11 protein-coding genes are annotated in these 12,406 nt (G+C 43.4%); 5 read left to right on the forward strand and 6 right to left on the reverse strand.

What is annotated here, in order from left to right:
* Window positions 1-31 precede the first annotated feature (31 nt).
* The gene (locus tag ACNORC_RS10175) at window positions 32-1,693 is read right to left on the reverse strand and encodes a glycoside hydrolase family 26 protein (protein WP_418335532.1); all 1,662 of its coding nucleotides are present in this window, start codon (window positions 1,691-1,693) and stop codon (window positions 32-34) included.
* Window positions 1,694-1,827: 134 nt separating this feature from the next.
* Between ACNORC_RS10175 and cmk the strand changes: the two genes are divergently transcribed.
* The 3 genes from cmk to ACNORC_RS10190 all read left to right on the forward strand — a co-directional run bounded on the left by cmk (window position 1,828) and on the right by ACNORC_RS10190 (window position 6,254).
* Window positions 1,828-2,520, forward strand: a complete 693-nt coding sequence (cmk, locus tag ACNORC_RS10180; protein ID WP_418335533.1) for a (d)CMP kinase — start codon at window positions 1,828-1,830, stop codon at window positions 2,518-2,520.
* 760 nt (window positions 2,521-3,280) lie between these two features.
* On the forward strand, window positions 3,281-5,116 hold the full coding sequence (rpsA, locus tag ACNORC_RS10185) for a 30S ribosomal protein S1 (protein ID WP_418335534.1): 1,836 nt from the start codon (window positions 3,281-3,283) through the stop codon (window positions 5,114-5,116).
* A 142-nt stretch (window positions 5,117-5,258) separates the two neighbouring features.
* Window positions 5,259-6,254, forward strand: a complete 996-nt coding sequence (locus tag ACNORC_RS10190; protein WP_418335535.1) for an NADP-dependent oxidoreductase — start codon at window positions 5,259-5,261, stop codon at window positions 6,252-6,254.
* Between the two features lie 10 nt (window positions 6,255-6,264).
* Here ACNORC_RS10190 and ACNORC_RS10195 read toward each other — a convergent pair whose 3' ends face one another.
* On the reverse strand, window positions 6,265-6,807 hold the full coding sequence (locus ACNORC_RS10195) for a macro domain-containing protein (RefSeq protein ID WP_418335536.1): 543 nt from the start codon (window positions 6,805-6,807) through the stop codon (window positions 6,265-6,267).
* A gap of 112 nt (window positions 6,808-6,919) precedes the next feature.
* Here ACNORC_RS10195 and ACNORC_RS10200 point away from each other — a divergent pair, with 112 nt between their 5' ends.
* Window positions 6,920-7,660, forward strand: coding sequence for an SDR family NAD(P)-dependent oxidoreductase (locus tag ACNORC_RS10200; protein WP_418335537.1), 741 nt, complete (start codon window positions 6,920-6,922; stop codon window positions 7,658-7,660).
* Window positions 7,661-7,782: 122 nt separating this feature from the next.
* Here ACNORC_RS10200 and ACNORC_RS10205 read toward each other — a convergent pair whose 3' ends face one another.
* From ACNORC_RS10205 to ACNORC_RS10215, 3 genes are all read right to left on the reverse strand, one after another.
* Window positions 7,783-8,985 carry a DEAD/DEAH box helicase gene (locus tag ACNORC_RS10205; RefSeq protein ID WP_418335538.1) on the reverse strand — a complete coding sequence of 401 codons (1,203 nt, stop codon included), beginning with the start codon at window positions 8,983-8,985 and terminating at the stop codon, window positions 7,783-7,785.
* A gap of 170 nt (window positions 8,986-9,155) precedes the next feature.
* Entirely contained in the window at window positions 9,156-9,722 is a 567-nt protein-coding gene (locus ACNORC_RS10210) for a pentapeptide repeat-containing protein (RefSeq protein ID WP_418335539.1), read from the reverse strand.
* Between the two features lie 21 nt (window positions 9,723-9,743).
* Window positions 9,744-10,118 carry a hypothetical protein gene (locus ACNORC_RS10215; protein WP_418335540.1) on the reverse strand — a complete coding sequence of 125 codons (375 nt, stop codon included), beginning with the start codon at window positions 10,116-10,118 and terminating at the stop codon, window positions 9,744-9,746.
* Window positions 10,119-10,375: 257 nt separating this feature from the next.
* Between ACNORC_RS10215 and ACNORC_RS10220 the strand changes: the two genes are divergently transcribed.
* The gene (locus tag ACNORC_RS10220; protein ID WP_418335541.1) at window positions 10,376-11,365 is read left to right on the forward strand and encodes a L,D-transpeptidase; all 990 of its coding nucleotides are present in this window, start codon (window positions 10,376-10,378) and stop codon (window positions 11,363-11,365) included.
* Window positions 11,366-11,394: 29 nt separating this feature from the next.
* Here ACNORC_RS10220 and ACNORC_RS10225 read toward each other — a convergent pair whose 3' ends face one another.
* The gene (locus tag ACNORC_RS10225; RefSeq protein ID WP_418335542.1) at window positions 11,395-12,303 is read right to left on the reverse strand and encodes an alpha/beta fold hydrolase; all 909 of its coding nucleotides are present in this window, start codon (window positions 12,301-12,303) and stop codon (window positions 11,395-11,397) included.
* Window positions 12,304-12,406 lie beyond the last annotated feature (103 nt).

The raw sequence follows: 12,406 nt of genomic DNA on the forward strand, positions 1-12,406 counted from the left end.
ATACAAAGCCCCGGTAAAAGCCGGGGTTTTTTTATGGTTGGTTGCTAACGGCTCCGGTAAATTCTTCGAAAACCTCTTTTTTAATGCTCCAGTCCGGAGGTTCGATCTCACCCCAGGCATTGGGTAGGTCCTGGTAATTAAAGTAGTTGACACCAAAGATCTCCTTATGCTTATTGATAACTTCGGCGGCATCGAGCATCCACCGTTTTTGGTATTCCTCATGGCCGGTTACTCCAAACTCCGCTATTAGAAAAGGCTTCCCAAAAAGGTCAAGTCTTCTTCTTTTTCTCAGGTAGATCTTTCCGAAGGAGTCCTGTTCTTTGTAATCGGTAATATTTTTATCGGGTAGGCCGTAAATGGACATGCTGATAAAGTCCACTACATCACTCCCTGGCCACCATTCCACCGAACCACGATCTCCGGCCGGAGCCCATACTTTTTTGATATTGGACTTCTCACTTCCCGGAAATTTCATAAAATACCGGAAGGCTTTAATGTAGAGGGAAGGATCCTGTTTTTGCCACGGATAGCGATCCACCGGGACCTCCATTTCGTGAGCAAAACGAAGATATACTACAGGGCCATCTTCAGGTATAAGCTGGTAAAATTTCTGAAGCAGCTCATCAAAATTTCCGTTAATTATTCCTTTTAGAACATTGGGTTCAACAGGATTGTCTTTCAAATTTACCGGCTCAACGGTTATTATTACATCATGCTTCCTGGAAAGGATATCCAAAAATTGCTTTTTAAAGGATCCGTCCTGAATGTCATCTAATCCTATAAAAATATGTTCGATCGAGACGGCGTCATTATTTACCAGTAGCTTTTGAGGATCGTAAAGACCAATTCCCGGCGTAGTTTTCCTTTCGATTTTTGCCTTTGGCTGAAGATCGTCGAGGTTCGTGAATCTTTTTACTTCCTCATACTTTCTGAAGGCCTCTTCAAATACTTCATTTTTGACTGCTTGGGAAGCCCTTCTCTGACCAAGAATAATTATCGGAGTATCCAAAAAACGCATCCTGGAAAGCTTTCGTTCCAGTAATTCTGACAGTTCTTTGTTTTCCAGGAAAAGATCGGTTTTATCTTTCTTATCGAGACTTATACTGGCCACTTCAAAATTGTCTTTTCCGGGGAAATATTCCATATTGCCTAAAGCTCCTGCCGGTCCCCAGACAATTTTTGCTTCAGGGAGGATCCTTCGGGCGGTTTCAGAAAACTTTAAAAATGCATGGTTGTAGATCTCTCCCCAATTGCTCCAGGCGTTATCGTTCTGCGGGATCTCCATTTCCGGATTAAAACGTAATAACAAGTCTTGGCGGTGAGCAAGAGGTTTGAGCATCGCGACCAATTCCTCATTATAATTGCCTCCAGCAATACTGTCGAGAACTCTATGGCCCCAGATCTCCACTGTGAGCAGAACGGGTTGTTCTGCAGGCGCATCTTTTAATTCGTTCTTATCTAGCTGCCAGTCCGAATAACTTTTTATTTGAAGCCGGTAATGTTGAGGTACTACGGGAATTCCACCCCCGGGGTCATAGACTGCCAGTACTTCCTGCTTCACCTCTTTTTCGATCTTGTTACTCACAAAAAAATTTGGAAACTTGCTTTCGAAGATACCCCAGGCTTTGACGCTGCCAATGACAACTACAATAAGGACGCAGGCAAGAAGGAGGTAAGAAATTATTTTTTTCAAAAATGGATTTTTATTGAAGATAATAAAACCAAATGATGTAGTTCAAACTCATTGGGAATAGATACTAATAAAGCTGGGGTATCCCGACCTATTTTCTATTTTTGCAAAAATAAACAAAGCTTAAGCCATTCCTAATGACCAAAAAGATCACCATTGCGATAGACGGATTTTCATCAACCGGTAAAAGTACCGTTGCAAAGCAACTGGCAAAGGAGTTGGGTTATGTTTATGTAGATACCGGGGCTATGTACCGCGCGGTCACCCTTTACGCCCTGCGGAAGAATTTTATCTCTGAAAACAGTTTTGACAGTAAGGCCCTTGTGGCTTCCCTGCCGGCTGTGAAGCTAAAATTTATCTTCAACCCAGATCGTGGTTTTGCCGAAATGTACCTGAACGGCGAGAATGTAGAAAAAGAGATCAGGCAAATGGAAGTTTCCCAGTATGTGAGCAAGATCGCTGCTGTTCCTGAAGTTCGTGAGATGCTGGTAGCCCAGCAGCAGGAAATGGGTAAGGAAAAAGGTATTGTCATGGACGGCCGCGACATTGGAACCGTTGTTTTCCCAGATGCCGAGCTTAAGATCTTTATGACAGCTTCTGCCGAAGAACGCGCCCAGCGAAGGTTCAAAGAACTTTCAGAAAGGGGAGAAGAGGTCACTTATAAAGAGGTGCTCGAAAATGTGCAGGAAAGGGATCATTTGGATACCACCCGAAAAGATTCGCCGCTGGTAAAAGCTTCCGACGCAAAGGAGATCGATAATTCCCACCTTACTTTATCGGGACAATTCGAGAAGATCCTTGAATTGTACAATGCTGCAATAAGCAATTAACAATAAACAGCGATTGTCAGACTGAGCCCGACCAAAGGGAGGAAAAGTCGAAGTCCATAAAAATTCCAAGCACCAAGTTCCAAATTCCAAATTCAAAACCTTTTGTCAAAAGAAGAACTATTAGTGCATCTGCCCGCCGGTAGGCGGGTTCGTGGCAAAAAACCGCTCGGGGAGACAATTCCCCGCAACCCGCAACCCGCAACTCGCAACCCGCAACTCGCAACGCCCAACCCGCAACAGGTAAACGGCTTCGACTATTCGGCTGTCGCCGGCTAAGGCTGACATGTAGCTTTGAGAACCAAGAGCCAAGAGCCAAAAGCCAAGAACCTTCAACCCGCAACTCGCAACCCACGACCCGCAACCCGCAACCCGCAACCAGCAACTCGTAACCTGCAACCTGCAACCTGGAACCCGTAACAGGTAACCGGCTTCGACTTTTCGGCTGCCGCCGGCTCAGCCTGACATATACCTTTGAGAACAGAGAGCAAAGAACCAAGAACAAAGACCTGCAACCCGCAACCCGCAATCCGCAACTCGCCACTCGCAACCCGCAACCGACAACCTGCAACCCCTTCAGAACCAAAATTTTGATAATTGTTAACTGCCCATTGTTAATTGTCATAAATAGTTGTATTTTTGCACTCCTTTTAGCAATACCCGGAAGAGTAAAAGGGTTGAAAATCAATATTATAAACACTTCTGTGTTCTTTTATTGCAGAATTTCTTCCGAAGAATACAGGATACAAATTAATTATCAGCAATGGCTGAAGAAAACAAAAACAAAGAAGTTCAGGAAGTAGCTGGGATGGATACTGCGTCTCAACCTGAGGCTGTAGAACAACAGCAAAACCCTGAGCAATTCTTAAAGGAATTCAACTGGCACAACTACGAAGAAGGAATTGATCCTATCGACGATCAAAAGCTGGAAGAATTTGAGAAACTTGTAGCAGAGAATTTCGTTGACACTTTAGATGACGAGGTTACTACAGGAAAAGTGATCAACATTACAGATCGTGACGCGATCATTGACATCAACGCGAAGAGTGAAGGTGTTATTTCTTTGAACGAGTTCCGTTACAACCCGGATCTTAAAGTAGGAGATGAAGTTGAGGTGTTGATCGACGTTCGTGAAGATGCTACAGGTCAGTTGATCCTTTCTCACCGTAAGGCCCGTGTTATCATGGCTTGGGACCGTGTGAACAAAGCGCATGACGAAGGTCTTATCGTGAATGGTTACGTTAAATGTCGTACCAAAGGAGGTATGATCGTTGACGTATTTGGTATTGAAGCTTTCCTTCCTGGTTCACAGATCGATGTGAAACCAATCAGGGATTACGATGCATACGTAGGTAAAACAATGGAATTCAAAGTGGTTAAGATCAACCACGAATTCAAAAACGTTGTTGTATCTCACAAAGCGCTTATCGAAGCAGATATCGAAGAGCAGAAAAAAGAGATCATTGGGCAGCTTGAAAAAGGTCAGGTACTTGAAGGTACTGTTAAGAACATTACTTCTTACGGTGTATTCGTTGACCTTGGAGGTGTTGATGGACTTATCCACATCACTGATCTTAGCTGGTCACGTATCAACCATCCAAATGAGATCGTTGAACTTGATCAAAAACTGAACGTTGTTATCCTTGACTTTGATGAGGCTAAAACAAGAATCCAGTTAGGTCTTAAACAACTTAGCAAACACCCATGGGAAGCTCTTGACGAGAACCTTAAAGTTGGTGACAAAGTAAAAGGTAAAGTAGTTGTGATCGCAGATTACGGTGCATTTATCGAAGTTGCTGAAGGTGTTGAAGGTCTTATCCACGTTTCTGAAATGTCATGGAGTACTCACCTGCGCTCAGCTCAGGACTTCGTGAACGTTGGAGATGAGGTAGAAGCACAGATCCTTACTTTAGATCGTGAAGACAGAAAAATGTCTCTTGGTATCAAGCAATTGACTCCAGATCCATGGACTGACATCACTTCTAAATATCCTGTAGGTTCAAGACACACTGGTATCGTTCGTAACTTTACTAACTTCGGAGTGTTCGTAGAACTTGAAGAAGGAATCGACGGATTGATCTATATCTCTGACCTTTCATGGACTAAGAAGATCAAGCATCCATCAGAATTTACTAACGTAGGTGATAAACTTGACGTTGTAGTTCTTGAGCTTGATGTGGAAGGACGTAAATTGAGCTTAGGTCACAAACAAACAGAGGCTAACCCTTGGGATAAATACGAAACTGAATTCGCTGTAGGTACTACTCACACAGCTGCAGTTACAGAGATCGTAGATAAAGGAGCAACTGTAGACTTTAATGAAGATATCACTGCATTCGTACCGCAACGTCACCTTGAAAAAGAAGACGGAAGCAAATTGAAGCAGGGAGAAACTGCAGAATTCCAGATCATTGAGTTCAACAAAGAATTCAAGAGAGTGGTAGCATCTCACACCGCTATTCACAAGGAAGAAGAGCAACAAATTGTTAAGCAGGCTCAGAAAAAAGCCGCTCAGCAGCAAGCTCAAAACAGCACCACTATGGGTGATGTGAACGCAGAACTTCAAGCGTTGAAAGATAAAATGGAAGGGAAGAAGTAATTCCTGAACATTTTTAAATATTAAAAACCTCTCCGGGCAACCGGGGAGGTTTTTTTATTACCCGTGATTTAAAAAAGTTTTATCATTTCCGGTTTTGCAGATGTTCTTCGGAAGCCGTATCTTCAAAGGAAACTTTCCAAAAATGTCAAAAACTATTCTTTTTAAAAACAGGCCCAAAGGAAAGCCTGCCACTTCCGATTTCGAGATAATTTCCGAAGAAGATCCAAAACCCGCCGAAGGAGAAATATTGCTTGAGGCAAAATACATTTCCGTAGATCCGTATCTCCGCGGAAGAATGCGCGACGAGAAATCTTATATCCCACCTTTCGAACTTGGGAAACCGCTGGAATCTATGGTGGTGGCCGAAGTTGTGGAATCCAATAATTCAAACTTTGAAAAAGGTGAATATGTAAGCGGGATGCTACAGTGGAAGCAACTGCAAACCAGCAATGGACAAGGCTTGAACAAAGTGCACAAAGAACTGGCCCCGCCTTCCGCATTTTTAGGTGTGTTGGGATTGACCGGTCTAACTGCATACCTCGGGCTCGATAAGATCGGGAAGCTCAAAGAAGGAGAGACCCTGGTGGTTTCAGGAGCTGCAGGAGCAGTAGGAAGCATCGTGGGGCAGATAGGTAAGATCAAAGGTTGCAGGGTGGTAGGAATTGCCGGCAGTGATGAAAAAGTCGATCATATTAAGGAGAAGTTCGGTTTTGATGAAGGCATTAACTACAACACGACAAAGAGCATGAAAAAGGCCATTTCTGAAGCCTGTCCCGACGGAGTGGATGTTTACTTTGACAATGTAGGTGGGGAGATCTTGGATGCCGTGCTGCAGAATGTCAACAAAGACGCACGTATTATCAATTGCGGGGCGATTTCCCTTTATAATGAAACTGAAGTGCCTACAGGACCAAGGCCCGAAGGTATCCTCATCAAGAAAACGGCTTTGATGCAGGGCTTCCTGATAAGAGATCACGCAAAGGACTTTGGAACTGCCTTAAAGCAACTCGGAGCCTGGCTACAGGAAGGAAAACTGAAATACGACGAAACTGTGGTGGAAGGTTTTGAGAAACTTCCGGAAGCCTTTATTGGCCTTTTTGAAGGAAAGAACACTGGGAAAATGGTTGTTAAGGTTTAGAAGAAGTTTTTCAGCTGAAGTTCTTGAATTCTTCTTCCAACACCTTTTCATGAACTTCAAGATCCTGAATGCTGTGCAGCACAAACACAATCTTTTTTACGCTTTTTAGAGTGGGTGCCATTTTGAGGATCGTATCAAAGGCCACAGAGGCTGCTTCCTGAATAGGATATCCAAAAACACCTGTAGAAATGGCAGGAAAAGCGATGCTTTTAACTTGATTTCCCTCAGCCAGGTTTAGAGCGTTCGAATAACAGTCAGCGAGTAATTTGTCTTCAGGTTTGTCATTTCCATAAACAGGCCCAAGGCAATGGATCACGTATTTATTTGGCAGGCGGTAAGCTTTGGTAATGACTGCATCACCCGGTTTGATCGGCGCCAATGGCCTGGCTTCTTTTGCCAGTTCGGGTCCGGCTGCCCTGTGAATAGCACCGGCTACTCCGCCACCCGTTTCCAGCCGGGCATTGGCCGCATTCACAACGGCGTCACAATCGTCCTGGTTCGTAATATCGCCATGCCGGCATTCTATCTGCACTCCTGAGATCTTTTTTTCCATAGCTGCTTCGGTTTTACTTAAAAATAAGAAAAATCTGCGGCATTTTTCCGGATGAGAAATGTCATTGAAAAATGGCATTTTTCAATGTACTTTCAGAGGAAATTTGAAACAAATGAAAGATAATGTAGTCATCGTAACCGGAGCAGCTTCGGGGATAGGAGAGGCGGCAGCAATACTTTTTGCAAAAGAGGGAGCCAAAGTAGTGGTTTCCGATATACAGGAAGAGAACGGACGTGCGGTGGTAGATAAGATCACAGGAGCCGGCGGAAAAGCAGAATTCTTCAAAGCCGATGTTTCCAAAGCGGAAGACAATAAGGCGCTGGTAGATTTTGCCGTCAAAACCTTCGGAAAACTGGATATCGCTGTAAATAACGCCGGAATTGGAGGAGAGGCAAACAAGATCGTCGATATGAGCTTGGAAGGATGGCATCAGGTGATCGATGTGAACCTCCACAGTATCTTCTACGGAATGAAATATCAATTGGCCGCGATGCAAAAGAATGGGAAAGGCAGTATTGTCAATATTTCTTCCATTCTGGGAAAAGTTGGTTTTATGGGCTCTGCGGCCTATGTGGCTTCCAAGCACGCCATACTCGGAATCACCAAAACTGCTGCTTTGGAGTATTCCGCAGAGAATATCCGCATCAATTGTGTTGGACCAGCCTTTATCGACACTCCGTTGCTGGACCAGTTGGATGACGAGCTTAAACAACAACTTGTGGGGCTGCATCCTATTGGAAGATTCGGAAAAAGCGAAGAAGTAGCCGAACTAATCTTCTGGCTGGGTAGCGATAAATCTTCGTTCGCCACCGGAGCTTATTATTCCATAGATGGTGGTTATCTTTCCAAATAAAGGGAAGTTAGAAGTACGAAGTTAGAAGGACGAAGTAGTGCATATAAAAAAGAGCCTCTTCAATACTGAAGGGCTCTTTTTGTTTTGGAGTATATTTTAGAAGCGGTCTCTAAAATGACATTTTAGCGTCTTCTTCTTTGAGAGTTATTCCGGTTTCTGCCTTTTGGGGCCGCTGCCTGAGCAGGATGTGCGTTTAGGTCCATTGGGAAAGGATGTTCATCTACAACCGGGATCTTAATGGCTGCCAGTTTTTCGATATCCTTTAATTCCTGGCGTTCGTCTGCCGCACAAAAAGAAATTGCCATTCCTTCATTTCCTGCACGTCCGGTACGTCCAATTCTGTGAACATAGGTTTCCGGTACATTCGGAAGGTCGAAGTTGAAAACGTGTTTAAGTTCGTCAATATCAATTCCTCTTGCAGCGATATCAGTAGCAACCAGTACACTGAGATTTCCGTTCTTGAAGTTCTTTAAAGCGTTCTGCCTCGAGTTCTGACTCTTGTTTCCGTGAATAGCTGCCGATTTGATCCTGGCTTTATCGAGGAACCTGGCTACTTTATCAGCCCCGTGCTTGGTTCGTGTAAATACCAGGGCGGTAGAAATTCCGTTGGTTTCCAAAAGGTGCAGTAACAGTTTTCGCTTGTCGGGTTTATTGGTAAAATAAATACGTTGCTGTATCTTATCAACCGTTGACGAAGGAGGAGTTACCTCCACCTTAGCCGGATTCTTCAGCATTATTTTGGCGAGGCTCTGGATCTCTTCGGGCATAGTAGCCGAGAAGAAGAGGGTCTGTCGCTTTTCAGGCAATACTTTAATGACCTTTTTTACATCGTGAATAAAGCCCATGTCGAGCATCCTGTCCGCTTCATCAAGTACAAAGATCTCAAGCTGACTAAGGTTAATAAATCCTTGGTTCATGAGATCCAGTAACCTACCGGGAGTAGCGACCAAAATGTCGACTCCTCTTTTAAGTTTCGAAACCTGGTTCACCTGAGAAACTCCCCCAAAGATCACAGAGTGCGAAAGTTTGGTATATTTTCCGTAGGCCGCGAGGCTTTCATCGATCTGGATAGCAAGTTCGCGGGTAGGTGTTAAAATAAGGGCTTTGATTCCCCTTTTTGGATTGTTCTTTTCGTCCAGCAGCTGCAAGAGCGGAATTCCGAAAGCGGCAGTTTTACCGGTTCCGGTCTGGGCAACTCCCAACAGGTCTTTTCCCTGTAATACCAGGGGAATAGCTTGTTTTTGAATAGGAGTAGGAGTGGTATAGCCCTGAGCATCTATAGCCCTCAGGATAGGCTGAGTTAATTCTAAATTTTTAAATGACATTCAATATGTTTATGTGAAATGCTGGAAAAGACGTTGCATTTTCTGAATCAGCGTGGGTTTTTTCATTCTAAACCGGCTTACAACCTGCCGTGTTTTTGTGTAAAGAAGAGGACAAAGATAAGCTTTTTACCTTTGGTATTACATTAGTCAAAAAGCGGGCCGCGAAGAGCTTATTTGATGTCAATGTGGTATTTGTCCAGCAGGCCGGAAACATTAGTGCTCGAAAAAACGGCTTTTTGGATCCTGTTCTTTTCGGGGTCTATAGAAAATCCGTGGGAGGTGCTAAGATCAGCTGCTTCAAGGTTGGTGTTGCTGAAGATGGCTCCGCTGAGATCACAGGTGTCAAAAATGGCATTTTTGAGATCTGCCTCTGAAAGATCTAACTGTTGCAGATTGCATCCGGAAAACCGGGTGCCTTTCAGTTTTAATCTATAAAAGGATGAAAAATTTAGCTGGCATTTACTAAACCTGAAGGAAAGTAAAAAAGGATCGCAAAGATCCAGTCTCAATCCTAACATTTTACAGTCGGTAAATTCGGCTTCTCTAAAAATGGTTCCTGAAGTTAGGGCATTGCTAAGATCACAGCCTTCAAAGCTGCATTCTGCAAAGTTAAAGCCCTGTAGATTGGTACCTGCAAAATTACAGTTTATAAAATTGCAATTCTCAAATTCCCGGGCCGGAAGTTTTTCCGTAGAAAAATCAACAGCCTTAAAACTTTCGTCAAGGCAAAGGTTCATTAAAAAGATTCTGAAAAATTATTAGCAGTCCTTACCGTTGCAGGCCTTCACGTTAGCTACAAGATATGCTACACAGTCACCTAATTCAACTTTAAGGGTGGTCTCACCAAGATCTGAAGCCAGTTTGGTCTTTCCATTCAACCGCAATTCCTTAAATCCGCTAATGGTAAAGGTTTTCGTCTTTCGATCATAGATGATCTTATCAGCCTTTTCAATTTCGACTATAGCGGTGGAAAACTTTACATTCCCGGTCAGCTCTATTACCTGTTTGTCTTCAGTAGCAATATTCCTGTCTCCTGAAAAGGAAATATCATTGTTCTGAAAGCTAACGGGAGCTTGTTGTGCCATAGCACCTGTTCCCATCAGGACAAATAACATAAGGATAAAGAGTCTCATAGATCAATCTGTTAGAGGTTACAAGGTAGGAATTTTTAGAAAACTTTAGGAAGAAAAAATTGGTTCTTCAAGTATAAAATTCCTTCTCGACTGGTATAACGTCTAGGGAATGTCAGGTATTGTATAGTGTAAGAGGTAATTCATCGACAAAATTATTAGATAAGATTATAAAAGCTTTGGCGGTACCTTAACTTACTGAAAGGCCGAAAATTCCCATTTTAGTACACGCTATGAAGTACATTATTAAAGTCCCCAAAATGAAGCCTAAAGAAGGGTTACAGATTCTTATAAAACCAATTTTTCTTGGACTACTGTTTTCTTCGGTAGTGTCATGTGTAGACAATTCTTCACCGGCACCGGTGAAAGAACAACCCGAGACTTTCGATATTAAAAATGATGATTCTTTAGAAGTTTCGAACGAGATCAAGGAAGAAGAACCCGAGCTATACATTACTTATCACCGTGATACCCTGAGAACAAAAAAAGAAGTAGATAGCTTCAAAACTAAGTATTCTGACGCCGAAGAAGAACTGATCTACGCGTTGAACCGTATGGATGCACGACGGCTGCGGATTGGTAATGAACTGGTAGTGCCAGATACTCTCACAAATGATTTTCTGGACTATTCCCCATTTCCGAAGAGGTTGGATATTTTGGACTCCATTCCTAAAGTTGTTCTTATCTCCATAAGAGTTCAGGGGGTGGGGCTCTATGAGAACGGAAAGTTGAAAACCTGGGGCCCGGCGAGTACCGGGAAACAGTCTACACCCACACCAAAGGGAATATATTATGGAAATTATAAGTCGAAGAGAAAGATCAGTACGATCGACAAAGACTGGATAATGCCCTTTTATTTTAATTTCATGAATTACGAGGGGATTGGAACCCATGAATATACCTTACCCGGATATCCGGCCAGTCATGGTTGTGTGAGGCTGAGAAAAGAAGAGGCCGTTACCATCTATAACTGGGCAGACCAGTGGGAACTTGATTCCCGGGAACAGGTGATCAAAAGGAACGGAACCCCGTTCATGGTCTTTGGTGATTATGATCACGAAAAGCCACGCCCGTGGTTGTCATTGGCCAGTGATCCTGATGCTACTGACTTAACCGGTGAAGAAAAGGAAACCTTGAGAAAATATGTGACTGAATACCGAAAGGATAATCGAAATTTTGCACCTTCCCAAAATCTTGATCAGCAGATGCTTGCGATGCCTCCGGAAGAAGGATTAGAAACAGTTAGATAAATAAAATGCCCCGATAAACGGGGCATTTTTTAAAGCTTGTATTTTTCAGTAAAGGCCAAAATGGCTTTTCCCAGATCTTCTTTCGCTTCCAAAAATGGCATGTGGCCCACTTCACTTTCCCACAGCATCATATTCGGAAAATTCACTCCTTTGTAATGCTCAGGACCAATCATCCAATCCCGGCTTCCGTAGAAAAAGAGTACCGGCATTTGCATTTTTGAGGAGAGAGGCTTGAAATTCTGCCAGAATTCAGGATTGCTCATGGCGGCATTTCCGAAGTCATAGTTCCAGTTTTCGAACGGCTCATAAGTTTTATTCATGACCTCTTCATTGCCTGGATCGAGATACCCCATTTTCCAGAAAACCCCTTCTTCCCGAAGTCTGTTCCCAAAATATCCTATACGTTCCATTACAGGGATACTATCCTGAGCACAGGAAACATAATTTTCTCCTAAAAATTCGGCTGCTTTTGGAAACCAGCTTTCACAGCAGGTCTCCGTGATATTGAGTGTGCAGTTGATCATCAGCATTCCTTTTATAGCTTCGGGATGCCGCTCAGCATAACCCATTTGCAGCAGTCCGCCGAAGGAATGACCAAGGGTAAGCCAGCTTTTGATCCCCAGGGATTCACGGATCTCCTCAAAATCCTGCACCATTCTGTCCATTGAATAGTTCCCGTCTTGTGCACTCGCGGAACGTCCCACTCCTCTTTGATCCAGGTAAATCACGGTGAAGTGTTCTTCCATGAATTTTCCGAAGAACTGTTCTAACCAGTAACTACCTGAGCCCGGTCCGCCATGAAGGTATAAAAGCGGAGTTCCCTTGCCCTGAATTTTTACGTACAATTCGACCCCGTCTGAGGTCATGATCTTTTTCTCCTCTGCCTTTAGGGCAATAGAAATAAAAAGAAGAGCTGCCAAAAGAAAGAATTTTTTCATTCCGTGCGTATTGATTTAAAATAGAAACGCCCCGGCACAGGCCGGGGACAGTTTCAGGTCAAACAATTATTCTTTTTCAGAGTATTTAAAAAGAAGACTTTTC

Source organism: Salinimicrobium soli, from assembly GCF_048323655.1.
Taxonomy (GTDB): Bacteria; Bacteroidota; Bacteroidia; order Flavobacteriales; family Flavobacteriaceae; genus Salinimicrobium; species Salinimicrobium soli.

Bases quoted from the DNA above. Each gene is read 5' to 3' on its own strand.
- cmk (WP_418335533.1), top strand. From the start codon at position 1,828: ATGACCAAAAAGATCACCATTGCGATAGACGGATTTTCATCAACCGGT.
- rpsA (WP_418335534.1), top strand. From the start codon at position 3,281: ATGGCTGAAGAAAACAAAAACAAAGAAGTTCAGGAAGTAGCTGGGATG.
- ACNORC_RS10190 (WP_418335535.1), top strand. From the start codon at position 5,259: ATGTCAAAAACTATTCTTTTTAAAAACAGGCCCAAAGGAAAGCCTGCC.
- ACNORC_RS10195 (WP_418335536.1), bottom strand. From the start codon at position 6,807: ATGGAAAAAAAGATCTCAGGAGTGCAGATAGAATGCCGGCATGGCGAT.
- ACNORC_RS10200 (WP_418335537.1), top strand. From the start codon at position 6,920: ATGAAAGATAATGTAGTCATCGTAACCGGAGCAGCTTCGGGGATAGGA.
- ACNORC_RS10205 (WP_418335538.1), bottom strand. From the start codon at position 8,985: ATGTCATTTAAAAATTTAGAATTAACTCAGCCTATCCTGAGGGCTATA.
- ACNORC_RS10210 (WP_418335539.1), bottom strand. From the start codon at position 9,722: ATGAACCTTTGCCTTGACGAAAGTTTTAAGGCTGTTGATTTTTCTACG.
- ACNORC_RS10215 (WP_418335540.1), bottom strand. From the start codon at position 10,118: ATGAGACTCTTTATCCTTATGTTATTTGTCCTGATGGGAACAGGTGCT.
- ACNORC_RS10220 (WP_418335541.1), top strand. From the start codon at position 10,376: ATGAAGCCTAAAGAAGGGTTACAGATTCTTATAAAACCAATTTTTCTT.
- ACNORC_RS10225 (WP_418335542.1), bottom strand. From the start codon at position 12,303: ATGAAAAAATTCTTTCTTTTGGCAGCTCTTCTTTTTATTTCTATTGCC.